Below are 25,168 nucleotides of genomic sequence, written 5' to 3' on the forward strand. Positions count from 1 at the left end.
CACTAAGTATTGCTACTCCGTTCGACTTGCATGTATTAGGCCTGCCGCTAGCGTTCATCCTGAGCCAGGATCAAACTCTCCATCGTAAATAATTGTGTAAAGAGTAAACTCTCCACTGTCTTGTTCAACCGACCACCCGAAGGTGGTGTGGTTAGGTATTGTTGTGCTGACCGTTTGTCAAAGAACTTCTCGCCCGGCCCGTTGGCCAAAGCGTGGTAGAAAGAGCAGCGATTGTGCTGTTTTCCGTTGTTTCCCTCATTTGGGACTGCAAAGATACAGCTTTGCTACCCCACTTGTCAAGTAAAACTATATTTATTTTTCCTGCCTGACTATCAGCTTGTTACGCCCAAGCTGCTGACTGTGAGCAGGTTACCAGTGGTATTTTGGCCCGATGCCGCCCCTTTTGTTTGGTTTGGGAGTGCAAAAGTAGTGAATGCAGCTATGCTTGTCAACAACATAATGGAAAATATTTAGTACCAATCCTTCCTTTATTCTCTATGCATCACACTGTCAACTACTTGTGACAGTTAATATCTTAATTTTTTCTCAACAAATAGTTCTTTTTCCCTTTCGATATTAGCATATATCGGTCTTGAAGCCACTCTGAAGGAACCGGAGCAGCAGGATTATTTATTCTCTGTTTGTTCAGGCTAACCGCATTCTGAGAAATAGCCCGCCGGGCTTCTCCTTTGGAGGGATAAATTTCGCCCCGACTTGTAACAGACAATAAGTCTGTTATATCCTTACAGTCTATTAGTTCATCAGCCGAGATCTCTGTTTGGGGAACACCTTCAAATATAACATCGAACTCCTCGGTCTTAATCGAACGCAGGGTTTCAAGCGTAGCTTTACCAAAAAGCACTTCTGAGGCCTTGACGGCTAAATCGTAACCGGCTTGTGAGTGAACACGAGTTGTTACGTCGTAGGCAATTGCCCTTTGGAGCAGCCGTAAGTGCGGGGCTTCAGCATGTCGTCGTTCAATATCTTCAATCTCTTCACGCGCCAACAAGGTGAACACCCGAATTAGACGTGAACAGTCATCATCGGCGGCATTTAACCAAAACTGATAAAATTGATAGGGCGACGTTAGTGACGAATCAAGCCAAACGTTACCACTTTCGGATTTGCCAAATTTAGTGCCATCCGATTTAGTAACGAGTGGCGTTGTCAATGCAAATGCCTCATAGTCCTCCCCGCCCTCCTTACGCCGGATTAGTTCCGTACCAGTCGTTATGTTGCCCCATTGGTCAGAGCCACCCATTTGCAGTCGGACGTTCTGGTTCTTGTAAAGCCAGTAGAAATCGTAACCCTGCAATAACTGATAGGAGAATTCGGTAAATGAAATCCCCGTTTCGAGCCGCTTCTTCACTGACTCTTTCGCCATCATGTAGTTTACGCTGATATGCTTACCCGCTTCGCGCAGGAAACCGAGAAAAGAAATCTCTTTGAACCAGTCGTAATTATTAACCATTTCGGCGGAGTTGGCTCCGCTCTCAAAATCAAGGAACTTGGTCAACTGCCGCTGGATGGCCTCCTGATTATAACGTAGCGTTTCTTCAGATAAAAACTCACGCTCGGCAGCTTTGCCCGACGGATCGCCGATCATGCCGGTAGCCCCACCCACTAATGCAAACGGTTTGTGACCAGCTCGTTGCAAATGCACCAGCAACATGACGGTGGCGAGATTACCAATGTGCAGCGATGCGGCCGTCGGGTCAAAACCGATGTATCCCGCAGTCATTTTAGTTGATAACTGTTTTTCAGTGCCAGGGGTCATGTCGTGCAACATACCGCGCCAGCGTAGCTCTTCAATGAAATTCATACTTGTAAAGAGTGAAAGAGCGAATGAGTGAAAGTAGCTCGCGTCAGCCGCTCTTTCACTCTTTGATTCCGCAAAATTAATGGTTTAAGGCAACAGCAACGACGAGTCGCCGTAACTCAAAAAACGATAGTCCTGTTGGATGGCTTCATCATACACCTTGCGCCAGTCATGACCAATGAGGGCAGCAATGAGCAAAATTAGTGTGGAGCCAGGCTGATGAAAATTAGTGATGATGCCTTTGCATAGCTTGAAAGTATAACCTGGCACAATGTAAATGCCGGTGTGGGCAACGACCGACTCTTGATTAGTAATAGTGAGATGCTGTAAAACGGCAGTTAGCGCAGCGTTGGGCGTTGGTTGCCGATTGGTAGGGATCTGGTAAGCGAAGTCTTGGTCAAGGTGAAATGGGTTGGGTTTTTTGAACAGTAATTTAACACCCATCCAGTATAAGCTTTCCAGTGCCCGCATGGATGTGGTGCCTACAGAGATAATATAATCAAGATTTTGGAGCAGGTTTCGCAAGTTTTGGTGCGTATATACCACTTGCTCAGTGTGCATGTGATGCGCCTGAACGTCGTCAGTTTTGATGGGCTGGAACGTACCGGCTCCAACATGCAACGTCAGATAATCATGTCCAATTGACCGTTCCGCAAGGCTGTTGAATACAGCAGTCGTGAAATGTAGACCGGCAGTGGGTGCGGCTACGGCTCCTTCCAGTTTTGAATACACCGTCTGGTAAGTCTCCCGGTCAGCCTCGGTACTGGTTCGTTTAAGATAAGGCGGTAGTGGAATCTCACCTGTATACTGAATGATCTGAGCAAACGTCAAGTCAGCGGGTTGCCAGCTTAGGCGAACAGCCGATTTTGTATAGTCATTCCATTGAGCGGAGAGCGTTACGTTACCCACCCCGGTGGACAACGTGATTTCGAGTGATTCGGTGGGCCTCCAGCGTTTTCGGTTGCCAATCATGCATTGCCAAACGGCCGTGCCGGTAGCTTCCATCGCTTGGCTGATGGGCAACGATGATGCCGACGAGTCTGTACTGTTTAGCCCGTCAGAAATTGGATTCAGCAAGAACAGTTCAATGATAGCGCCGGTCGTTTTCGTGAAGTGCAACCGCGCCGGTATAACTTTCGTATTGTTGAAAACCAGAAAACTGTTTTCAGGCAACAGGTTAGGAAGGTCTGAGAAATAAGCGTGACTGATCTGACCAGCCCGATAAATGAGCAGTTTCGACGAGTCGCGCCGGGGTAGCGGGAACCGGGCGATTCGCTCGTCGGGCAGGTCATACTGGAACTGGCTAAGGCGTAGTCCGGGCGTCTCAGGCATCATCACCAGGTTTCATAAATAGCCGTATCGGTAAGGAAACCAATACAATAATCAAAATGGCGGTGCTAAGCGGTAATAACCAGACATAATCAACGATCTGAATATCTCGGGCCGACCGATTCAGGAACGACAGCACCATCAAGCCCAACGCCAGAATGGTGTTAATGGAGGCCATCAGCGCGTAAAACCAATTGGTTATGACTACATTCAGGGCTGACCTGTGATTGACCCAAACTTGCCGATTAGGCACGAAAATCCGAGCAGTTGGGATGCGGGGAAACAGCCGGGCCACTGCATTGATAAGCGTATTATTGACCAAAAAAATGGCAACAGCGATGTAGAAAAGTGCTTCGCGACTAACGAACTGGATTGGCTGCTTTAGCTCATCAAAACGAACGGCTACCTCGCTGGGATAGGATATATAGCTGTTGAACAAGACAAACAACAACCCAAGAATGGATATTATGCGCCAGATGCGCACGAAAAATGTACCTGTTTTCATGAATTAGTCATAACGCAAGTACCTGTGCGGTCATAAACTGTGAATGGGGCCAATTTAACCGGAATCAACCCTCACAATTTGATGGCCGCGACCTGAAGCCTCATTTCGGAGCGCAAAGGTACGGGCCGAACGGGTTAAATTCTTTAAATTAGCCATTTGTCAAGCATTTAGGTTTAGCTACTATATGAAGATTTATACGAAAACAGGCGACAAGGGCCAAACCGGACTGATTGGCGGGCGCCGGGTGAGTAAGGCCGATCTGCGGATTGATGCCTATGGCACAGTCGATGAGCTTAATTCCTGGATTGGGATGGTGCGCGATCAACCGGTAAACAGCGAGCATAGGGAGTTATTGAAAGAAGTTCAGGATCGGCTGTTCACCATTGGCGCTGAATTAGCAACCGATCCAGAAAAGGCTCCTAAACAGGTAATGCCTGCTATTGTTCCGGCTGATGTTGCGTTGCTGGAAACGAGCATGGACTCAATGGACGAGGTACTACCCGAATTACGGGCGTTTGTACTACCCGGTGGGCACCAATCTGTATCGTTCTGCCATGTGGCCCGGACTGTCTGCCGACGAGCCGAACGATTAGTCATTGCGCTCAACGACACCTCATCGGTGGACCCATTAATCATTCAATACCTCAACCGATTGTCCGACTACCTATTTGTATTGAGCCGCCTGATGGCACAGGATTTGAACGTTGACGAAGTTGAGTGGAAGCCGAGGACGTAAAATAAAGTTGTCTTAACAACTAAATATCCTCAGTCTAAATTTTTAGCTTTGTCGCGAGGGGTAGTGTACGTAACAGACCTGACCTAACTCATTAACTGATACCCTTATTATGACGACGGACGTCTTGCAAATTGAACTGCGGAAAGCGGAACGCTCCCGTATTCAGGAGGTAGATTTTAATCACCTGCCTTTCGGAAAACACTTCTCGGACCACATGTTTGTGGCCGATTTTGTAGATGGTGAATGGCAAAGTCAGATGATTGTGCCCTACGATAATTTCACCCTAAGCCCCGCCCTGTCGTCACTGCATTACGGTCAGTCGATTTTTGAAGGCATGAAAGCCTACAAAAGCGAATCAGGCGAGGTGCTTCTGTTTCGGCCTTACGCCAACTTGGAGCGAATGAATGAGTCGGCCCGGCGGATGTGCATGGCTCCTGTTCCCGAAGAGGTATTCATTGGCGGGCTGGAAGCGCTGCTCCGAGTCGATGCCGATTGGGTGCCTAACATGCCCGACAGTTCGCTGTATATCCGGCCGTACATGTTCGCTACCGACGCGACGCTGGGGGTGTCTCCGTCGAAAACATACCGCTTTTGCATTTTCACCTGCCCAGTGGGTGCTTATTATACGAACCCGCCAAAACTAAAAGTCGAAACGGAGTATATCCGGTCAGCACCGGGCGGGGTGGGGTATGCCAAGTGCGCTGGTAACTACGCCGGGTCTCTGTATCCAACAATGCTGGCGCAGCAACAGGGCTACGATCAATTAATCTGGACCGATGCCCGCGAGCATAAGTATATTGAGGAATCCGGAACAATGAACATCATGTTCATGATTGATGGCAAATTGATCACACCGGCCACGTCGGATACAATTCTGAAAGGCGTTACGCGTGACTCGGTTTTGCAGATTGCCCGGAGTTGGGGTGTAACGGTCGAGGAACGGTTGGTGTCTATCAACGAAGTAATTAATGCTATTGAAACCGGACGACTGACGGAAGCCTTCGGAGCCGGAACAGCGGTAGGGTGTTCGCCTTATTCGCTCATTGGCTATAATGGCAAAGACCATATGCTGCCGGAATTTGCGCCAGAAGATTCGTTCGCTGTTCGGGTCAAAAACTACCTGGCCGGTTTACGTACCGGTAAAATTAACGACGAGTTCGGCTGGGTGCATTCAGTGTAGAACAGACAGCATCAGCACGATAAGAAAAGGGGGAACGTCGATGACGTTCCCCCTTTTCTTATCGTGCTGATGCTGAAGTGCTTTCCTTAAGTCGCGCAATCCTAATCTTCAATCCAAAATCTTTTCCTTTCGACACATCGTTCAGGCTAACCTGCTCACCGGTTGAGCCGGTCCAGACCAAGCCGCCCACGCCGGGTTTGGGTGTACCGTAGCGCGTAGTGAAATACGGCTCCAACTCCTTCCGATATGCACTTACCGACTGACTGGAGTTTAAAAACAGATCTACCTCGATGGCTGAAACCTTCCCACCGGCCTGATAATACAGCATATCGGCCGTTTCGAGATTAGCAAACTCTACCGTGTACCCGACGTGTTTGGCGTCACTTTCAAAAGCCCCCCCTTTCTCCTTGGTCTTTACAACCGCAAAACCATCACCCAAATTAACGCCCCGCCAGTGGCTGTCGCGGGTCAGGCCCAGATCGGCTAAGCGACCGCTGATGGGTTCAGGCGCGTAGTCGACCGCAGGACCGGGATTGGCAGCGGTTGAGGAATTGGTGGTTTGGGCAGTGGTCTGCTTTTTATTGTTGCAGGCTTGCTGGGTGAGAATAAGATTAGTTACCAAAAAAAGTAAAGCGATTCGATTCATAGAAATTTCGGAAGTTAATAATCAATGCAGCAAAGGTAAAGCGTGGGGCATACTATCAGCCCAACAATGATGTTACAACTCCTGCGCCAAATTGAAAAAGAAGCCTGTTTTGCCCTGCCCGTTAACCGTACCACTAAACCGTACCACGACATTGTAATACGTAACGATGTCAAGACTCATCCCCGCACCAACGAGCAGCCGATTGGCTAACCGGCTCTGGTATTGCTCGGCCACGGTACTGCTGACGTAGCCTGCATCGCCAAACGCCGTGATGTAAGCCGCGATTGGCAACGTATTAAACTGCCTGACGCGTATCCAGTTGAGTTGCTTAACCGTATTGAATAACTGATATCGAAAGCTGTTGCGCCAGGTACCAAACCGCTGACCGTCGATCACGTAAAGTTCATAACCCCGCACCATATCCATCGAGCTACCCAGGCCCCGCAGGTTGAAGTAGGGTTGCCTTCGAGGCCAGGATGTGCGCCCACGCAGACTTCCTGCTCCGTAGAAACGCCCGCCCAACGGCCAATACCGCGTAACCGAGGCCACTATGTCTAAGTACCGAAAATTATCGGTGGGCAGTAGCCCATTAAACCCGGCAGTAGCTCTGATTAACGTTCCCTGCAACGGGTAGGCCACGTTGTCGCGCCGGTCGTAGCGGTACCCGTAGCTAAGCATCAAATACTGCTGACGCGTTTGACCATTCAGGAAATAATCCGGGTTGAGCCGGGCAACGGTGTCGGCAATGCGATTTCGGGTGTAGCGGGTCTCGATCAAATGATAATGATACAATCCGCGTCGGTGCGTCAGCGTCAGGCCCGCGTAAGTGCGTTCGCGGAGCAACCGGTCGGATTTCACGTAGAGCCACTTGTCAGCCTGAGTGCGGTACGGAATTTCGTTGTTCGTCAGGTAGCCAACATCGACCCGCAACCCGATTCGCTGCGCCCGGTCGATATACGGTTTCGAGTAAGAAACGATTGTTCTTTTCAAAAAACCCCGTACAAATTCAACCTGAAGCCGGTCGTTGGTGCCCGTCACGTTTTTGTAGTTCAGCCGTCCACCGTAGATCGTCCGGCGAAAATCATGGCCCCGGTCATACCACCACTCGTTCAGATTTCGGTCGGCAACATCAAATACGGGGTATGCCAAAAAATACCACCGCTCTTTCATGGTAACGGTCAGGTCAATCGAGGCTAACTGAGTAGTATCGGGCGGGATGGTTTGCTCCGTGGTCAGGGCTATTGTCACGAACAGATTGGTGTTGTTGATATTGCGCTGATCCCAGGCCAGTCGTCCCGGTAAGTCGGTCAGACGCACCGTATCGCCGACGTGCAGGGCCATTTCGCGGAGCACAATCCGATCACGGGTCCGGTAATTTCCCTTAAGCAACACCGACCGCACCCGAACGGACCGGGTCGAATCGATAGTGACCGTTGCCAGTGCGTAACCAACGGACAGCAAGAGGGCTATCATCGTTGATATGGCCAGCAACCACTTTTTCGGAATCATGCTCAAAAATACATCTTTTCAAAAAAATAAGACAAAACTATCTCTGTATCCTGCAAACCAGTGCGTATTATTACCGTTTATTGGGAAAAGCTACAGCAACCTTAAAATCATACAATACATGCAAACCGAAGATATTCAGAAGCCCGCTGGGACTGCCAAACCCAAGCTTTCTTTCTGGCAGATATGGAATATGAGTTTCGGATTTTTGGGAATTCAGTACGGCTTTGGTCTTCAACAGGCTAACATGAGTCCAATTTACCGCTACTTAGGGGCTGATGAAGCGTCTATTCCGGGCCTTTGGCTGGCCGGGCCGCTGACGGGTCTGTTACTCCAACCCATTATTGGAGCCATTTCAGACCGGAGCTGGTCGCCCACCTGGGGCCGACGCAAGCCGTTTATTCTGGCGGGGGCGATACTGGGCAGCATTGCGTTGGTGTTTATGCCTAACTCATCATCTATCTGGATGGCAGCGGGGCTGATGTGGATGCTCGATGCGGGCTTAAACTCCGCTATGGAGCCTTTTCGGGCATTCGTGGGCGATTTGCTCAACGATAAGCAGCGTCCAACGGGTTTCGCCGTACAATCGTTTATGGTGGGATTTGGGCAAACACTGGCCAACCTGATGCCGTATATTCTACCCATTCTGGGCATCTCGATGGTGCTGTCAGAAGGGCAATTAGCCAATGGCATCCCCAACTCGGTGCGTTACCCCTTTTACATTGGTGCGGCCGCTATTCTGATCTCCGTATTATGGACAATCCGAACGACAAAAGAATATCCACCCGTCAACGACAGCTACAAAGAGTCGCCCGTGTTTACCGCCGAAGAGAAAAAGTCGATTGCCTTTTGGCACATCGCCCTGTCCCTCGGCGCGGCTATTCTGGCTTTCTTTTTTGCGATGCGGGTGGGTGGTTTCCAGGCTGGCTTGCTGTGGGGCGGGGGCGTATTGGCAGGAAGCTACCTGTTTTTGATGCTCCCCGTTTTCAAGGAGATTCTGGCGTCGCTCTCGGCTATGCCAACCGTAATGAAGCAACTCTGGTGGGTGAAATTCTTTACCTGGTACGGCTTGCCACTAATGTGGCAATACCTGTCGCTCGCCACCGCCAAATATGCCTTCGATGCGCCTGATGCCGTGTCGAACAAGGCGGGTTTTGAAGCCGGTACTAAGTGGGGAGGGCTTTGCTTTGCTATGTTCAGCATCTCCTGCGCCGTAATTTCCATATTTCTTCCCCGAATCGCCAAAGCCATTGGCAGTGCCCGGGCTACACACGCTCTGTTCCTGACCATCGGCGCAATGGGCTTCTTCCTGACGCTTACTTCCAACGACAAAATGATTTATCTGATCGGCATGAGCATTATCGGATTAGCTTGGGGATCAATCATGTCGATGCCCTATCTGATGCTGGCGAGTGCCGTCCCCAAAGAACGCATGGGGGTTTATATGGGTATTTTCAACGGTTTCATCTGTGTGCCTCAATTCATCGGTATGATTACCGTACCAATCTACTACGAATCGCTGTTGGGTAATGACCCGCGCAATGCGTTGGTAACGGCGGGTGTTTGCCTGTTGCTGGCGGCTGGTGCGTGTTTCCTGGTAAAAGAAAACAGCGCTAATAACGAAAACGCCATGCCGATTGGGGCGGGTGGGCATTGATTTTTAGAACTCTCTTTTACATTTGCCGTTGCGGCTGGGGCGTATCCTGGCCGCAACACTTTTTATAGATGACTCCAGCGCCCCGCCCTTATGCCCTCCTTTCGGTTGGCGAGTTGTTGGCCGATTTCATTGGCCATCACGTATCATCCAGTCTGTTCGACTCGCCCGACTTTCGCCGGTATCAGGGCGGCAGCCCCGCGAATATGGCAGCTAACATGGCCCGTTTGGGCAACGCTGCGGCTTTAGCTGCCTGCGTTGGCAACGATAACATCGGGCGGTACTTAATTCAGCAGGTAACGGAAGCGGGTGTTGATCCCCAACACATCGTCACCGACCCGTTGGCACCTACCAGTATTGTCATCGTGTCGCGCACGTCGGGTACGCCCGATTTTATTGCTTACCGAACCGCCGACTGCCAGATTAAGCCCGCTCAACTGCCGGACTCGTTGCTGGCGCAGGCAACAATTTTCCACACCACCTGCTTTGCGCTTAGTCGCCAGCCTGCGCAGGGCGCCATTGTCGATGCGGCTAAACGGGCGCAGGCAGCCGGTTGTCAGGTAAGTATCGACGCCAATTACGCACCCACCATTTGGCCCGACCGTAACTACGCCCGGCGTATTCTGGGCGAGTACTGCTCAACCGGGGCATTTGTTAAACTCAGCGAGGACGACGCCACCCGAATTTATGGTGAGCCTCAGTCAATTGACCGAATCCTGACTGATTTTCACGCGATGGGCGCGTCGCTGATCTGCCTGACCCTCGGTGCCGACGGCAGTTTGGTTTCGTACGAAGGCGGAACGAAGCAGGTACGAATACCCGGCCAAAAACTCGATGTAGTCGATGCTACCGGAGCGGGCGATGCCTACTGGGCCGGTTTTCTAACAGCTTACATTGATGGTCATAAACCTGACCAATGCGCCCGGTCAGGAGCTGCATTGGCAAAGATGAAGCTGACCCGCCTGGGACCGTTGCCCGCCAAAGTCAACCGGGAATCAATTTATTGAGGGATTTATTTGGTCTATCATTCCGATCGGCCCGCCGGTGAGCAGCGAATCCCGTCCCCGCCTATTTCAAGTCTCCCAGTTTCTCCAAATCGACTTCTTCAAGGATTGATTTGAGCTTCTCCATGCTGATACCACGACCCTTCGCCGTAGCGATAAACCGCTTGTTGACCAGCACCGCAATTTCCCCACTTTTGTCGCTGTTGTCGTACTTCTCGTACGATTTATAGTCGCCCATTGTGCTGGTTTTCTCGTAGCCATCCTCGGTTTCTTTGTCCATTTCAATCATTGACCAGGCCGCCAAACCCATCATCATGCCTGAGCCGCCCCCATCAACGAGCGTCAGTTCGATGGTTTTGGTATTATCGTCATTTGCGTATTTGGCCGTTGCAGTCGAGAAGGTGAAACCAGCCGCACCGTTCTTTTCTCCGGTGGCTTCTTTGCGGGCCAATCCATCGGCTTCTGTTGGAAGCAGTTCCTTCAAATCACGAAAATCGACTGTTTTTACGGGGCCGTTTTTCTGCATTTCTTCGGCCTGATCGGCCATTGCTTTAAGGGCGTCCACCGTTCCCGTCGCCGATACGGACGCTTCCTCTTCTTTCCGTTCGTCTTCTTTATTACCTCCGCAATTGGTCAACAGGGGGGCAACGAACAAGCTGGCCCATAGCAAGTATTGCTTCGTTTTCATGATACGTGTGTTTTGACAGATGAATTACCCACTGATCAGCAACTTACGCATAATGCTCGTACGAGTAGTAATCTTTTGAGCAAACGCGTACCCAGCTCCGCACAACCCAAAACGAATGGGTAAGTCGTCAATGCCAATTACCGACTTACCCGATTACTCAGCACGTAATAATTCGCGTCCGGGGTAAGTGCCGTGACGTTTTTAGCAGGCAGCGTTTTCCACTGCGCCGTGGGCATCAGCGATTCATACGGTCCTGACTCATTCAAACAAGCGCGTACGGGCATGTCAAATCCAGCCACGCAGTTGGCCCAGCGGTACTGAACGCCATCTGGCACGGGGCGATACTCAAGCACGGGAATTCGGACATCGCGCAGGTATTGATCAAAGATGGGTTTCAGGTTCCGGCCCGCCTGCCGGCTCATGTACTGCTCAATTTGGGCCGTCGTAACGGTTTGGTGATAGAATGTTTTGTTCAGACCACGCAGTAGCTGCCGCCACCGCTCATCGTCGCCCACGAGTTGCCGAATGGTGTGGAGCATGTTACCTCCTTTGTAATACATATCGCCCGAACCTTCCTGGTTAACGTTGTAAATGCCAATGATGGGGCTGTCGTTACGAATGTTGGCGCGGCACCCGATTACGTACTGCGCTCCGGCGTTTTTGCCGTGATAGTATTCGGTAAACAGGTTCTCCGAGTAGTTTGTGAAGCTCTCGTGAATCCACATATCAGCCACATCTTTATACGTAATGTTATTGGCAAACCACTCGTGCCCCGACTCATGAACGATGATAAAATCCCAGAGCAGCCCCCAACCCGTTCTGGAAAGGTCACGTCCTAAGTAGCCATTACGAAACCCGTTGCCGTAAGTAACTGAACTTTGGTGCTCCATGCCCAGATACGGCGTTTCGACCAACTTATAACCGTCTTCGTAAAACGGGTACGGCCCAAACCAATGCTCGAACGCCTTGAGCATCAGCGGCACCTGCCGAAACTGCGTCCGGGCCGAGTCGAGATGCTCCGGCAAAGCATAATAGTCGAGGGGCAGTGGGCCATTGACACCGGCGTACGTTTCTGACCAGTGCTCGTAGCGACCAATGTTGAGGTTGACGCCGTAGTTGTTAATCGGATTCGATACGTACCAGTCAAACGTGCGGGTACGGTCAGGGTTGGTCGTTACCCGGCGGAGTTTACCGTTCGATACATCGGTTAACCCTTCAGGAACCGTCACGCTGATGGCCATTGAATCCGGCTCGTCGTACATGTGATCTTTGCAGGGCCACCACGCGCTGGCTCCCAATCCCTGACAGGCCGTGGCAATGAACCATTCCCCGCCTTTGTCCCGCGACCAGACGAGACCACCATCCCAAGGCGGTTTTCTGGCCACGCGCGGTTTTCCGGCGTATTGCACCGTAATGGATTCGGTTTGACCCGGCCGCTGCGCCTTGGTCAGCGTCACGAAATAAGCGTTACCATCCTGCCGAACCTGAAGCGGCCGACCGTCCTGCTCCACCTGCAAAACGCGCAGGGGTCGCTGCAAGTCCACCTGCATTGTCTGCCCCGGTTTGAGGACGCGATACCGTATCACGGTTGATCCACTCAACGTACTGTCACTGGGTTGAACGCGAACGCTGAGGTGATAAAAAGCCAGATCCCACCAGGCCCGTTCGGGCGTGATGGACCCACGCAACGTGTCGTCATGCGTAAAAACGGGTTGTTGCCCCCAGACGGTGGTGGAGATAAGCAGACACAGCAGCCAGACGAAACGCAATAGATGCATGAACGGATTGTGAAGAAGGTGGCGATACTGTATCCTGGACGGCCACGTCCGGGTGTGAAAGAAATTACCTACGCCCGGACGTGGCCGTCCAGGATACGGTATCGCCACCTTTCTTGAAGAGTTCTGAGTGGCTTTTCTATCAGAACTGCTCAGTTCAAATGTAATCTCACGATTTTATCGTTTTCGGCTCCTCTTTCAACGTAGGCACCGGGCTGCGGTAGCCGCGGATGAGGAAGAAAAGACCAATCAGCACGAGGGGGATGCTTAATTGCTGTCCGATATTCAGATACATGCTGGCTTCCTTCGCTACTTGGTCTTCTTTGATGTATTCGTAAAAAAAACGGAGTGTGAACACCCAAATCAGGAAAATACCAAGCATACTACCGGGTGGAGTTCGCTCCTTCCGGCGGTTCCAAAACCATAGTAGAAAGAAGAACAGGACCAGACACGACAGCGATTCGTACAACTGAGCCGGATGACGGGGTATTTTAGCGTACTCGTTGTTGTTCAGAAACACAAACGCCCACGACACATCCGTTGGGCGACCAACGATCTCGGAGTTCATCAGGTTGCCAAAGCGGATGCAGGCACCCGCCAGCGCTATTGTAATAACGATCCGGTCGGCTACCCACAAAAACGACTGCCCCGTTGCCCGGCTCGACTGCCGCCGTGAATAAAGCCACAGGGCCAACATGATTCCAGGGAATGCGCCGTGACTGGCTAAACCCGCAAATGGAGGCAGAATAACTTCGAGCGGATTTCGGAGCAGCACTTCCGGTTCGTAAAACAGGAAATGACCGAACCGGGCACCTATTATGGTCGCAACAACCATGTAGATCAACAGCGAGTCCGTATCGGCGAGGGGCTTCCGTTCCTGCTTAAAAATGTAGGTCATAATCTGCATACCGATCAGGAAACCCAGCGCAAAGAGCAGCCCATACCAGCGAATAGAGAACGCGCCGATGTGAAAAATTTCGGGATCAACGTCCCAGATAACGTATTGCAACATAACGATTCGTGGTCAGTGCCGGTTGATAACGAACGACAGCCGACAAAGATAGGAATTGCGGGAAAGTTTTCAGCCGTTCCAGTGTTATACGCCCATGATGAGGTCTGTACTGATCGGGCTGGTGCGTATTTATCAGGCGGTCTTGTCGCCGTATCTGCCCAACGCCTGCCGCTACACGCCCACCTGTTCGCAGTATGCCATTGAGGCCATCCGCAAACACGGGGCCTTTCGCGGTGGCTGGCTGGGGCTGAGACGCATGGGCCGTTGCCACCCCTGGGGCGGGCACGGGTATGATCCGGTACCGTAGGCAGTTAGTAAGTTAGCCAATTTATTAGTCGGTGAGTTTGCTGACCAACTCATTAACTCAAGGACTGGCTAACTGATGTACTGACCAACTCACTGACTAATTGACTCATTAACTGCATCATGATTGGAATAACTGCCGATAACAAACTTAAACGCCTGATTGTGGTGGGCGACCGCGTGTTGATTAAGCCCAAAGATCCGACCGACCGTACTAACAGTGGTTTGTATCTGCCGCCCACCGTGCAGGAGAAGGAACAGGTTCAGTCGGGTTACGTCATTAAGGTAGGGCCGGGCTACCCTATTCCCGTGCAAACGGAGGACGAGCCGTGGAAAGAAACCGAGGGAAAAGTGAAATATATGCCGCTTCAGGCGCAGGAGGGTGATGTTGCGCTTTATCTACAGCGTAATGCTATTGAGTTGCAGTATGAAGGCGAACAGTACGTAATTGTGACACAAGCATCGATTCTCATGCTGGAACGGTCGGAAGATTTAGGATAATGAACGGTGAGTACTATTCTGTAGTCAACAGCAAAAACTAACACTTATGCGCTATCACTGGTTGATGAGTCTGATTGTATTATTTATCGGACAAACGCTCGTTATGGAAAGTATAGCAAATCAACGGAAGTCGCTCAAAGCGATTTTGGAAGAAAAGAAAGACCATCGGCGGGTGTTGCTGCTCTACGGACGCGACGCCAGCAGTGGCAGCCCCGGCCAGCATCACCTCATCGACCAGCAGGAAGCGCTCAATGAAGTACGCGACGGGTTAGCCGAGCGCGATCTGGACGTTATCGTGCTGATTGCGTCGGAGGTGAGTGAGCCAGACCGCCAGTTTCTGATGCACGACTTTAAACTCGTACCCCACGAAGATTTTATTGGCTGGTTGATTGGCAAGGACGGCGGCATTAAACAAACCTTCAAAAAACCCATTTCGCCAGACGATCTCTTCAAGACCATTGACGGTATGCCGATGCGCAAACAGGAGATAAAGAACTGAGTTTGGGTTTGTCTCAAACAGCAGGATGCTGTTTGAGACAAACCCAATTATTCCTCAAACTTAACCGCTTCGGTGATGCCTCTCCATGTGTCGGTACGAAAGGGCATAGCGGGGAAACCCTGCTTGTTATACAGATTTATCTCGCCGTTATCATCGGCCCAGCCGTAGCGAACGGCCACCGGTGCCGAAACCGAATCGCACTGAACAACGACCGAACTACCCTGGATTTCAGCTTTGGCGTAGTAAAACTTTTGATCGGCCCCGGCCACTTCAAAGCCTTTGAGGTAGCCGTATTTGTCTTTCACCATCAACCCACCGTCGGCATTTCGAAAGGTCAGCACCGTCCGGTTTTTATCAGGTGTCATTTTCTCCAGCATTGGTCCGCGCGATGACTCGCCCCGAGAAGACTCTCCAGTCTCTGCGCTCGATTTCTGGTAGGCCACCCGCATGGCTTCGGCGGCTAAGCGCTTGCCAACATCGTGCTTATTTTTTGGGTGAATATCAGAAGCCTCGCCAATATCAGCCGTAACGGCCATGCCCGTGTTAGGCAGTTGAAGCGCCATGGTTTGGGCTTCGCGCAGCTCTGCCCACGAACTACCCCGCCGACTGTTGCCGTTGTTCGCACCAAAGCTCGCCAATTGCACGAACAGGAACGGAAAATCAGCTCCCCAATGTTGTCGCCAGTCCTGAATCATGAGCGGAAACGTCCGGCGGTATTGATACGCCCGACCCGCGTTCGATTCGCCCTGATACCAGATAGCTCCGGCGATTGCGTAGGGCACCAGCGGATTGAGCATGGCGTTGAATAACTGCGTCGCATAGGTGTTCGGGCCGGGGTTGTACGACGATTCGTTTACACTGGCCACCCGATACTGCCAGCTACCCGCCAGCGGCAGATCAATATTATCGCCTGATAACCGAAGTTGTCCCGGCTGACCCAACAAACCACCCTGACTACCCCGGTCGGTAACGCGCACGGCAACGACATTGCGGCCGGGTTTCAGCAATCCGCTGGGCAGTGCGTAGGCGCGGGCACGCAGTCCTTTCGTGCTGCCAACTAACTGACCATTCACGTAGGTCGAATCTTCATCGTCAACCGAGCCGATGTGTAGCGTCATAGTCGTCAGCGTCCCAGTCTCCGGCAAAACCACTTCGCGCCGAAACCAGACAACACCATCCAATGTAGGCAGGCCACCCCACTCCCAGTCGGTGGGCACGTTCATAGTTTTCCACTTGCTCGTGTTCAGATCAGGGCCGGACCACATTCGGGCTTCGGCAGCGGTGGGCAGTCCGTCCTGCTGCTTTTGCAGTAACTTTTCAACGCGTTCCTTACCACTCTGAATTACCTGCTTGTAGGTGCCGGGCAGTTTTGCAGCCACCGCCCGTAGTTCCTCGTCCCGGTTCAGCGCTTCCCGACTGGTCCAGGTTTCGGAGTGCGTTCCGCCCCACGACGTGTTGATCAGACCAATAGGTACGTTCAACTCCTGCTGTAACTGCTTGGCAAAAAAGTAACCAACGGCGGTGTAGTCAGGAGCCGTGGCGGGGCTACATACGGTCCACTCGCCTTCAATGTCGCCGACCGGTGTCAGGCTCATCGCTTTGCTAACGGCTAACTGCCGAATCTGTGGATAATTAGCTTCCTTAATTTCGGCTTTGCCGTTGGCGGCCGCCTTTAATGGCCATTCCATATTCGACTGACCGGAGCAAATCCAGACCTCGCCCATCAGCACGTCATCGAAGGAAACAGCGTTTCTCTTTGCCTTCACTACCAGTTGATACGGCCCGCCCGCTTCCATCGGATCGAGGCTGACGCGCCAGTTGCCGTCTTTCCCTGCCCTTGTCGACTTGGTTTGATTCGCAAACGTCACCGTTACTTTTTCACCCGCGTCGGCCCGACCCCAGACTGGCACAGGCTTCCGGCGCTGGAACACCATGTGCGACCCGAACACCTTCGGCAACTGAACATCGGCCAGCGTAATCTGCACGACGAACATACTCACAATGAACACTTCCCATTTAAAACCTTTCATCTATATTCTGTATTTAAGAGGACAACGCGTCAATGTCTCTCTTCTTTAAAAGACAGACAATCATTTTTATCACTATCCGGTTTTCTTAAATTCTGCACAGACATGACGCCAGATACGACCAATCCATCTCCCGAACGCATTCTGATTACCGGTGCCAGCGGCAACGTCGGGCTTGAAACGATGCGCGAATTGATGAAGCGTTCTGACAAAAACCAGTTCGAGGTGATTGCTGGTGTTCGCGATGCGGCCCGGTCAGGACAAGAACTGGATGTGCAGCCGGACGAATTCGTAACCCTCGATTTCACTAACCTCGGCACGTTCGACGCAGCTCTGACGGGCATTAGTCGAGTGTTACTGGTGCGTCCACCTCAGTTAGCTGATGTGGATATGTACTTCAAGCCGTTCGTTAATGCGATGAAACGCGCGGGCGTTCGACAGGTAGTGTTTCTGTCGTTGCAGGGCGTTGAGAATAACTCAGTGACGCCCCATCACAAAATTGAGAAACTGATTGTCGAATCGGGCCTACCGTTCACGTTTCTCAGGCCGAGTTTTTTCATGCAAAACCTCAGTACGACTCACCGCGATGAGATTCGGTTACGCGATGAGCTATTTATACCGGCGGGAAACGGGCGGACGAGCTTCGTGGATGTGCGCGACATTGGGGCGGTTGCAGCCCTGGCGCTGACAAGTCCAACCAGTGAGCATCTCCACAAAGGGTATGAGCTCACCGGTTCCGAAGCTCTGACATACGGCGAAACAGCGCAGATTCTGACAACGGTGCTGGGTCGGAAGATTACGTACCAAGACCCGTCAATTGTACGATTTATTTGGCAAAAGTGGCGCAAAGAGCACACACCACTGAGTTTTACCCTGATTATGGTTGCCCTCTACACCGTTTCAAAATGGGGGAAAGCCGCCCGGCTAACGAAAGAAACGGAGCGCTTACTCGGCCGACCGCCCACTACATTTCAGCAGTTTGCAACCGACTACCGGGTGGTTTGGATGCGGTAGTCAAGTATTTTAGTGCTTAGGTGTTTGACTACCGATGCACACACTTACTCCCTTGAACACATCTACACCCAAACACTAAATTAACGAATGTGTCCGTTGCCGCGCACATCCAGCGCATTGGGGAGATTACGCCGAATGGCGAATGTGTACCGCAACGTTACGCCGTAGCTCATTCCCGTGCCAGTGCCTTTGAGTTGAGCCTGTTGCATGAGCGTCTGATTAACGGTATAGTCGACATTAGTGACTATGGAGCTTGCCAACCCCCAAAATTTACGCACCGAAAATCCTAAATCGACATTGTCGCTCAACCGAACGTTGTATTCAGCGCCAAGTTCGGCCATTGTGGTCATCCGTGTACCAACGCGGGTTTGGCTAAACAAATTTAATGTGTCCGGCGATTCGCCCCGACCTCGGTAGCGATAGCCCTGTAGCGCAAAATTACCTTCGGGTTGCCCGCCATTTGGTACAAGCCACAACCCACCACTCAGCCAGAAGCCCGACCGCAGCCATGGCCCGCTGGTGGATAGCGCAAGCCGTTTCCCGCGCAACACAAACGCGCTCCGGCCGTTGGTGTAACGGTAAACTAACGGTGAAACACCATTACGAATCAGTACCTGCGTATGAATTGGCATCCGGGCGTAGCCGCCTTCTATTGCCCAACGCTCACGGTAGGCCCAGCCAATAACGGCTCCAACGCCTACCTTCGTGACACGGTCGCTCTCAATCTGTCCGTTGAGGGAGTTGTCCATTTGAGCACGGTCGGTGCGGACGAAGCCGTCGAGAGACGCATACCAGCGGTCGCGGATGTGCGGACCACCATAGCGCGTTAGCAACCGGTTATACTGAGCACTGCGGTCCGGTGTTGACGTGCGGTAGTAATCGGCCACGCCCTGACCATAACCGGGCAACAGGGCGATTGCGAGCAGTACACAAATCAAGTAGTGTTTCTTCATAAGGCGTTAGCATAAGCGGTTTGTGCAAATAACGTGATAAAGCTTTGTTTGTTAGCGACTTACAGGATTTTTTATTCATTGATGGTTCAGCTGGATGAGAGGTTCAATAAAACACGATTTGAATCTCAGCAACTGTGCCACCTTAACCAATTAAACTTCAGCTATAAATCACTCATCATCAGCTGTTTATAAATAAGAAAAGCCTGACGAGTCGGTCAGGCTTTTCTTATTTACCGTTGGGTAGATTAGTTACCGGAGCCGCTACCGCTACCATGCTTCATGACCGGCACAGACACTGTCATGTTGTCCCAGGCAATGGCAATGCTATTGTTAGCAGGCGTAATAGTCAACTTCTCAATTGGCGTTTTGCTCATAGAAACGGGCACTTTCACCATGGCCACGTCGGTGCCTTTGATTTTTTCATAATCGTAAGCACCCCATTGGCCAAGTGTGCTGTTCAGCAAAACGCTCCATTCCTTTTCGCCAGGAATACTGTACAGTGTGTACGTACCGGCTTTAACCATCTTACCACCAAACATAACGTCGCTTTTGAACGTAACTTCGGTAGCTTCGTTGGCACCAGTCCGCCATACTTTTCCGTACTTTTCCAAGCCAGCTTCGCCAAAAATGACGCGGTTACGCTTCGATGGCTGACCGTAAATGACTTTAATATTTTTGTCGGGGCTTTCAGCCGTGATGCGCGGACTCATCGGCGGCTTTTTGTCCTGTGCCTGGGTCAACGACACCGTCGTGAACAGGAGAGCAATTGCTAAAATCAGGTTTTTCATGCGTGAAAGTTGGTTTGTTAAAAGACCGTGTTATTTACGACGTAAAGTAAACGATAGTTTTTGGAGATTGATATAAAGAAAAAGCTGGAAAGTGGTATTTTTACTCAAAAATAGTATGCAAGCATACCAATTTTAAACCAGACTGTTCCGTATGGCAACGACGTATTTCAGCAAACGCAACCTGCAATTTCTGCTACATGAGGTATTCAAAGCAGAAGAACTTAACCAGTACGATTATTTTAGTGCGCACGACCGCGAAACCTTCAATCTTGTGCTCGATTCAGCCACCTACATCGCCGACACGCTTATGCATCCCTACCTGAAAGAGGTGGACAAAAATCAGCCTGAACTTAAGAACGGGCAGGTGACAGTTCACCCGAAGATAAAGGAGTACATGAAAGCGATGGGCGATGCAGGCTTGATTGGCGCGGGTTTTTCGTTCGAGCACGGCGGGCAGCAACTGCCCGAGATGCTCAGTGCAAGTGTCGGCTTCATTCTGATGGCAGCCAACAACGGCATGATGTACACGGGTCTTTCGTCGGGATCGGCTCACCTCATCACCTCGTTCGGATCACCCGAACTAACCGAATTTTACGTACCAAATATGCTGTCGGGTCAGTGGCAGGGAACAATGGCCCTAACCGAGCCGCAGGCTGGTTCATCGCTCTCGGATGTAACGACATCAGCTACTCCCCAAGCTGATGGCTCCTATAAAATTAAGGGTCAGAAAGTGTTTATCTCGGCCGGTGACCACGACGCCGTCGACAATATCGTCCACCTGATGCTGGCCCGAATCGACGGAGCGCCGAAAGGAACGAAGGGTATATCCCTGTTCGTGGTGCCTAAATATCGGGAAGATGAATCGGGCAATTTTGTTGATAACGACGTCACCTCGACGGGTGTGTACCACAAGATGGGGCAGAAGGGCGTACCAGCCATGCACCTCACGATGGGGTCTAATGACAATACCGTTGGTTACATCGTTGGGGAGCCGCACCAGGGACTGCCCTACATGTTCCAAATGATGAATGAGGCCCGCATTGGGGTAGGTATGACGGCGGCTGGCATCGCTACGGCAGCTTATTACGCGGCTCTGCAATACGCCAGAGAACGGCCCCAAAGCCGTCGGCTGAATGAAAAGAACCTGCTCGATGCACCCCAGACACCTATCATTAACCACCCCGACGTTCGGCGGATGCTGCTGTTTCAAAAAGCGGTAACGGAGGGTTCGCTGTCGCTGCTTATTGAAGCAGCCCGGCTCTACGACATTAGTCGCGTGGCCGAAGGCGAAGAAAAAGAGAACGCGTTTCTGATGCTCGACCTCCTGATGCCGGTAGCCAAATCATACCCGTCCGAGATGGGTGTGCAGTCGGTTAGTCAGAGCGTACAGACGTTTGGCGGTTATGGGTTCACGGAAGATTTTCCGGTCGAACAGTTGTACCGCGACATTCGCATCACCCCTATCTACGAAGGCACGACCGGGATTCAGGCGCAGGATTTGCTGGGTCGCAAAATGACCATGAAGGGCGGTAAGGCTCCTCAGTTGCTGTTTGCCGAGATGGGCAAAACCATTGCTGAAGCAAGCACATTCGATGATCTGAAGCCTTATGCCGATCAACTTGCCAGCGAACTCACGCGAGCGCAGGATGTGATGACAAGCTTGCTGCCCCACGCCATGAAAGGCGATACCGAGCGGTATTTGTCGGACGCAACGCTGTTTCTGGAGATGTTTGGGATTGTTGTCGTCGCGTGGCAGTGGCTGAAGCAGTCTGTTGTTGCCAAGCAGATTATCGTCACGCAGAATCCGCAGGGCGACGACCTGACGTTCTACGAAGGCAAAATTCACACGATGAAATTTTTCTTTCACTACGAAGTACCCAAAACGCTGGGCTTAGCCGTGCGACTGAAGGACACTGAAGTGCTGACAATCGTGTCGGCTAAGGAACTGGCGTTGTAAAACAGAGACCGCACCGGCGGACCGGCAACACTTTGCGTCTCTACGGTTAACAAAAACGGCCACTCGCATGAGTGGCCGTTTTTGTTAAAATTTCTTTGTTTCTATAAATTCCCTTTCTTCATCTCCTTCACGGCGAAATCAACCGAGCGGGCACTCATAGCCATGTATGTCAATGACGGGTTTTGGGTGGAGGTTGAGGTCATGCTGGCACCGTCGGTGACAAACACGTTCTTGCAGGCGTGAAGCTGATTCCACTTGTTAAGCATCGACGTTTTCGGGTCTTTCCCCATTCTGACGCCACCCATCTCGTGAATATCTAAGCCAGGATTTCGCTTGTCATCGCGAAGGCGGATGTTAGTGAACCCGGCCGCCGTAAACATTTCCGATAGTTGCTCCTGATAATCTTTCACCATTTTCTCATCGTTATCGTCATAGGCGATGGAAATCTTCAGTTGTGGAATACCAAAGGGGTCTTTCAGCGTCGGATCGAGGGCGACGTAATTTGTTTCTTTGGGAATTGTTTCGCCCATCATGTGCGAACTTACGTACCAACCGCCGAGGGTGGGACTGAGAAGGTTTTGCTTCAGGTCGGCACCAATGCCGTCGCGTTGGGTCTTAGTGATACGACCCGCCGAAAAACCGGCCGCGTAACCCCGTAAGAAGTTTGTTTCCTGTTTGAACACATTGCGGAAGCGCGGAATATACGGGCTGTTGGGCCGTCGGCCGTCAGTTGTGGAGTCGAGGTTGCCGTCGTACTCGCCCGAGACACCAGCCCGGTAATTGTGGAACGCTGCATACTTGCCAAGCACACCACTATCATTGCCTAATCCGTTGGGGAAGCGGTTAGACGTAGAATTGAGCAGGACAAGGTTCGAATTGAGGGCAGCCGCGTTCAGAAAAATGATGCGGGCGTAGAACTCCGTCATTTGCTTGGTGTTCGTGTCGATTACCCGAACACCCGTAGCCTTACCGAGCGTCGGCCCGGCCTTCGCTTCGTCGTAGATAATCGAGTGCACAACCGAGTTGGGCCGCAGCGTCATTTTGCCTGTTTTTGCTGCCCATGGTATCGTCGATGAGTTGCTGCTAAAATAAGCGCCAAATGGACAACCCCGTTCGCAAATGGTTCGGTGCTGGCACTGCGCCCGGCCCTGATCGTAATGAATTTGCTTGGGCTGTGTAAGGTGAGCCGCCCGGCCCATAATCACGTGCCGGTCTTTATAGCGGCTGGCCACTTGTTTTTGAAAATGACTCTCCACGCAGTTCCACTCGTGCGGGGGCAAAAATTCGCCGTCGGGCAGGGTTGCCAGACCATCTTTATTACCAGTAATACCAACAAACCGCTCCACGTAGCTGTACCACGGTGCAAGGTCAGCGTAGCGAATGGGCCAGTCGACAGCAAACCCATCGCGGGCGGGGCCGTCAAAATCGAAGTCGCTCCAGCGCTGCGTTTGCCGCGCCCACATCAGAGACTTGCCGCCCACCTGGTAGCCGCGAATCCAGTCAAATGGCTTCTCCTGGATGTAGGGGTGCTCGGCGTCTTTCACAAAAAACTGTTCCGTCCCTTCGTAGAAAGCGTAGCATTTGCTAATGATTGGGTTAGCGTCGCGAACGGTGCTGGTTAGCTGTCCCCGATGCTCAAACTCCCACGGCTGCTTGTTGGTGGTTGGGTAGTCGGTTACGTGCCGGACGTCGCGTCCCCGCTCTAACACGAGCGTTCGGAGACCTTTACCGGTTAATTCTTTCGCGGCCCACCCTCCGCTGATGCCGGAGCCAATTACGATGGCGTCGTATGTGTTTTGGGCTTGAGCGTCTATATTCAGGTATGCCATAGTAAACGAGTTTAGCATTTGTGCGGCTCTCCTATACCGCGCCACCAGCCGGTAGCAAAGTAGTTCAGGAGACCGCACAAACCGCACAGACTATTTGATTGGAGCTGGGGTAACGGCTTTCGCCACAACAGGTACGCAGCCGTGATACCGGCCGGGAATGAACTCAAAATGAATGAGATTGGTCATGACGTATTCAGAATTCATATAGCCCCGAATCGTCAAATTTTTCACCATCGAGTAAAAGTCTTTCTGGGCTGAATTGGCAGACTGGCTCATTTGGGTTAGCAAGGCCGTGCGTTGCGTAACGTCGCCCTCACCGAAGGGCTTACCAAACGATTTTTTGGACAGTTCATCCATCAGACCAAGTCCTTTCGTGAATAGTTCCTGAGCGGATTTGTCGAAACAGTCCGTCACCATTTTCTGAACGAACTGATGAACGTTCAGGGCCTTCGCTCCTGGGGTGTCGGTCGCAGGAATAATCGTCTCGACAATGTCGGCCAGTAAATCGTTCTGATTACTGGGGGATAGATAGCGGGGCGGCCCAACGGTTTCGGATGTCCAGCCACTGGCCCAAGTGGGTAGACTAATGAGACCGCCAACGGCCCCGGCTAAGGTAATAAGCGCACTGCGTCGTTCCACAAACAGAGAGGTTATTATAGAGTTTTGTTTACCTTTTCAAAGATACAAACGAAAGCGTTGTACATTGATATATAATCGCTAAGGCCATTTGAGCTTCTTTCTCCAGTTGATTCTGCCTGAACACAGCACCACCAGAACCAGTCAACAAAGCAAAGCCGGGCAGAGTGGTGAACGTATGCCTAAAGAACAAAAACTAACGGTGCTCAGTTGATTTACACGTACCCTATTTTATGATTAGAATCGGCATTATCAACGTCTCGGACCGGGCCAGCGCGGGCGTTTACGAAGACATTCCCGGCAAAGCCGTTGTCAAGTTGTTAACCGACTGGCTCACGTGCGATTGGCAACCGGTCTACCGCGTCATTCCCGACGAACAAGACCAACTCGAAGCAACGATGGTTGAATTAGCCGATGGGGAGGGCTGCTGTTTAGTGGTGACAACGGGTGGCACCGGACCCGCCCTGCGCGACGTAACGCCCGAAGCAACCGAAGCCGTTTGTCAGAAAATGCTGCCCGGCTTCGGCGAACTCATGCGGCAGGAAAGTCTTAAATACGTGCCAACGGCCATCCTCTCACGGCAAACGGCGGGCATTCGTAACCAAACACTATTGTTAAATTTACCCGGCAAGCCTACGGCTATTGGACAGTGTCTATCGGTTGTGTTCCCTGCTATACCTTACTGCATCGACCTCATTGGCGGCCCGTTTCTAACCACAAACGAGGCCGTAATGAAGGTGTTTCGGCCGAAGGTGTGATTTGTCATTCTAACCGGTCCGCCGGTGCGGCAGGAGGAATGACAAAAAC

The 25,168-nt window shown here is 51.6% G+C and carries 23 protein-coding genes and 1 rRNA gene; 10 read left to right on the forward strand and 14 right to left on the reverse strand.

The features are described from left to right. From ACYVHB_RS22650 to ACYVHB_RS22665, 4 genes are all read right to left on the reverse strand, one after another. Positions 1-86: ribosomal RNA gene (locus ACYVHB_RS22650) — 16S ribosomal RNA — on the reverse strand; the annotation flags it as partial. A 449-nt stretch (positions 87-535) separates the two neighbouring features. Next, complete coding sequence (tyrS, locus tag ACYVHB_RS22655) at positions 536-1,822, reverse strand: tyrosine--tRNA ligase (RefSeq protein ID WP_461054084.1); 1,287 nt, start codon at positions 1,820-1,822, stop codon at positions 536-538. Between the two features lie 84 nt (positions 1,823-1,906). Then, positions 1,907-3,151 (reverse strand): S-adenosylmethionine:tRNA ribosyltransferase-isomerase, encoded by a 1,245-nt coding sequence (locus tag ACYVHB_RS22660; RefSeq protein WP_461054282.1) that lies wholly within the window; start codon positions 3,149-3,151, stop codon positions 1,907-1,909. After that, on the reverse strand, positions 3,144-3,653 hold the full coding sequence (locus ACYVHB_RS22665; RefSeq protein WP_461054085.1) for a hypothetical protein: 510 nt from the start codon (positions 3,651-3,653) through the stop codon (positions 3,144-3,146). Before ACYVHB_RS22665 ends, ACYVHB_RS22660 begins: the two co-directional genes overlap by 8 nt. A gap of 184 nt (positions 3,654-3,837) precedes the next feature. Between ACYVHB_RS22665 and ACYVHB_RS22670 the strand changes: the two genes are divergently transcribed. Both ACYVHB_RS22670 and ACYVHB_RS22675 read left to right on the forward strand, forming a co-directional pair. Continuing rightward, on the forward strand, positions 3,838-4,389 hold the full coding sequence (locus ACYVHB_RS22670) for a cob(I)yrinic acid a,c-diamide adenosyltransferase (protein ID WP_461054086.1): 552 nt from the start codon (positions 3,838-3,840) through the stop codon (positions 4,387-4,389). A gap of 109 nt (positions 4,390-4,498) precedes the next feature. After that, the gene (locus tag ACYVHB_RS22675; protein WP_461054087.1) at positions 4,499-5,569 is read left to right on the forward strand and encodes a branched-chain amino acid aminotransferase; all 1,071 of its coding nucleotides are present in this window, start codon (positions 4,499-4,501) and stop codon (positions 5,567-5,569) included. Between the two features lie 58 nt (positions 5,570-5,627). On the opposite strand, the gene ACYVHB_RS22680 is transcribed toward ACYVHB_RS22675, so the two are convergent. Together ACYVHB_RS22680 and ACYVHB_RS22685 are read right to left on the reverse strand one after the other, a co-directional pair. Next, on the reverse strand, positions 5,628-6,215 hold the full coding sequence (locus ACYVHB_RS22680; protein WP_461054088.1) for a hypothetical protein: 588 nt from the start codon (positions 6,213-6,215) through the stop codon (positions 5,628-5,630). 72 nt (positions 6,216-6,287) lie between these two features. Next, positions 6,288-7,688: a BamA/TamA family outer membrane protein gene (locus ACYVHB_RS22685; protein WP_461054089.1), complete on the reverse strand. Its 1,401-nt coding sequence runs from the start codon at positions 7,686-7,688 to the stop codon at positions 6,288-6,290. A 154-nt stretch (positions 7,689-7,842) separates the two neighbouring features. Between ACYVHB_RS22685 and ACYVHB_RS22690 the strand changes: the two genes are divergently transcribed. Together ACYVHB_RS22690 and ACYVHB_RS22695 are read left to right on the forward strand one after the other, a co-directional pair. Next, on the forward strand, positions 7,843-9,378 hold the full coding sequence (locus ACYVHB_RS22690) for an MFS transporter (protein ID WP_461054090.1): 1,536 nt from the start codon (positions 7,843-7,845) through the stop codon (positions 9,376-9,378). A 68-nt stretch (positions 9,379-9,446) separates the two neighbouring features. Then, entirely contained in the window at positions 9,447-10,382 is a 936-nt protein-coding gene (locus ACYVHB_RS22695; protein WP_461054091.1) for a carbohydrate kinase family protein, read from the forward strand. A 61-nt stretch (positions 10,383-10,443) separates the two neighbouring features. Here the strand turns inward: ACYVHB_RS22695 and ACYVHB_RS22700 are convergent, their stop codons facing one another. The 3 genes from ACYVHB_RS22700 to lgt all read right to left on the reverse strand — a co-directional run bounded on the left by ACYVHB_RS22700 (position 10,444) and on the right by lgt (position 13,854). Further along, on the reverse strand, positions 10,444-11,067 hold the full coding sequence (locus tag ACYVHB_RS22700; RefSeq protein WP_461054092.1) for a transposase: 624 nt from the start codon (positions 11,065-11,067) through the stop codon (positions 10,444-10,446). A gap of 137 nt (positions 11,068-11,204) precedes the next feature. Further along, the gene (locus ACYVHB_RS22705) at positions 11,205-12,845 is read right to left on the reverse strand and encodes a M1 family metallopeptidase (protein WP_461054093.1); all 1,641 of its coding nucleotides are present in this window, start codon (positions 12,843-12,845) and stop codon (positions 11,205-11,207) included. A gap of 166 nt (positions 12,846-13,011) precedes the next feature. Then, positions 13,012-13,854, reverse strand: coding sequence for a prolipoprotein diacylglyceryl transferase (lgt, locus tag ACYVHB_RS22710; RefSeq protein WP_461054094.1), 843 nt, complete (start codon positions 13,852-13,854; stop codon positions 13,012-13,014). 97 nt (positions 13,855-13,951) lie between these two features. Here lgt and yidD point away from each other — a divergent pair, with 97 nt between their 5' ends. The 3 genes from yidD (at position 13,952) to ACYVHB_RS22725 (ending at position 15,157) form a co-directional block, all read left to right on the forward strand. Continuing rightward, complete coding sequence (yidD, locus tag ACYVHB_RS22715) at positions 13,952-14,161, forward strand: membrane protein insertion efficiency factor YidD (protein ID WP_461054283.1); 210 nt, start codon at positions 13,952-13,954, stop codon at positions 14,159-14,161. A gap of 119 nt (positions 14,162-14,280) precedes the next feature. Beyond that, a complete protein-coding gene (locus ACYVHB_RS22720; protein WP_461054095.1) occupies positions 14,281-14,658 on the forward strand; it encodes a co-chaperone GroES in 378 nt (125 codons plus the stop codon). A gap of 46 nt (positions 14,659-14,704) precedes the next feature. Beyond that, positions 14,705-15,157: a DUF4174 domain-containing protein gene (locus ACYVHB_RS22725; RefSeq protein ID WP_461054096.1), complete on the forward strand. Its 453-nt coding sequence runs from the start codon at positions 14,705-14,707 to the stop codon at positions 15,155-15,157. Between the two features lie 47 nt (positions 15,158-15,204). On the opposite strand, the gene ACYVHB_RS22730 is transcribed toward ACYVHB_RS22725, so the two are convergent. Then, a complete protein-coding gene (locus tag ACYVHB_RS22730; protein ID WP_461054097.1) occupies positions 15,205-17,187 on the reverse strand; it encodes a sialate O-acetylesterase in 1,983 nt (660 codons plus the stop codon). Between the two features lie 102 nt (positions 17,188-17,289). Between ACYVHB_RS22730 and ACYVHB_RS22735 the strand changes: the two genes are divergently transcribed. Further along, on the forward strand, positions 17,290-18,198 hold the full coding sequence (locus tag ACYVHB_RS22735; RefSeq protein WP_461054098.1) for an SDR family oxidoreductase: 909 nt from the start codon (positions 17,290-17,292) through the stop codon (positions 18,196-18,198). A gap of 80 nt (positions 18,199-18,278) precedes the next feature. Here the strand turns inward: ACYVHB_RS22735 and ACYVHB_RS22740 are convergent, their stop codons facing one another. Both ACYVHB_RS22740 and ACYVHB_RS22745 read right to left on the reverse strand, forming a co-directional pair. Further along, the gene (locus tag ACYVHB_RS22740) at positions 18,279-19,151 is read right to left on the reverse strand and encodes a hypothetical protein (RefSeq protein ID WP_461054099.1); all 873 of its coding nucleotides are present in this window, start codon (positions 19,149-19,151) and stop codon (positions 18,279-18,281) included. Between the two features lie 245 nt (positions 19,152-19,396). After that, positions 19,397-19,939, reverse strand: coding sequence for a DUF2911 domain-containing protein (locus tag ACYVHB_RS22745; RefSeq protein ID WP_461054100.1), 543 nt, complete (start codon positions 19,937-19,939; stop codon positions 19,397-19,399). A 151-nt stretch (positions 19,940-20,090) separates the two neighbouring features. Between ACYVHB_RS22745 and ACYVHB_RS22750 the strand changes: the two genes are divergently transcribed. Next, positions 20,091-21,896, forward strand: a complete 1,806-nt coding sequence (locus ACYVHB_RS22750; RefSeq protein ID WP_461054101.1) for an acyl-CoA dehydrogenase — start codon at positions 20,091-20,093, stop codon at positions 21,894-21,896. Positions 21,897-21,997: 101 nt separating this feature from the next. Here ACYVHB_RS22750 and ACYVHB_RS22755 read toward each other — a convergent pair whose 3' ends face one another. Continuing rightward, positions 21,998-23,725, reverse strand: a complete 1,728-nt coding sequence (locus ACYVHB_RS22755) for a GMC oxidoreductase (RefSeq protein ID WP_461054102.1) — start codon at positions 23,723-23,725, stop codon at positions 21,998-22,000. A gap of 90 nt (positions 23,726-23,815) precedes the next feature. Continuing rightward, complete coding sequence (locus ACYVHB_RS22760) at positions 23,816-24,364, reverse strand: gluconate 2-dehydrogenase subunit 3 family protein (RefSeq protein WP_461054103.1); 549 nt, start codon at positions 24,362-24,364, stop codon at positions 23,816-23,818. A gap of 230 nt (positions 24,365-24,594) precedes the next feature. Here ACYVHB_RS22760 and mog point away from each other — a divergent pair, with 230 nt between their 5' ends. Continuing rightward, complete coding sequence (gene mog / locus ACYVHB_RS22765; protein ID WP_461054104.1) at positions 24,595-25,119, forward strand: molybdopterin adenylyltransferase; 525 nt, start codon at positions 24,595-24,597, stop codon at positions 25,117-25,119. Positions 25,120-25,168: the final 49 nt, after the last annotated feature.

This window comes from Spirosoma arcticum, assembly GCF_054779955.1.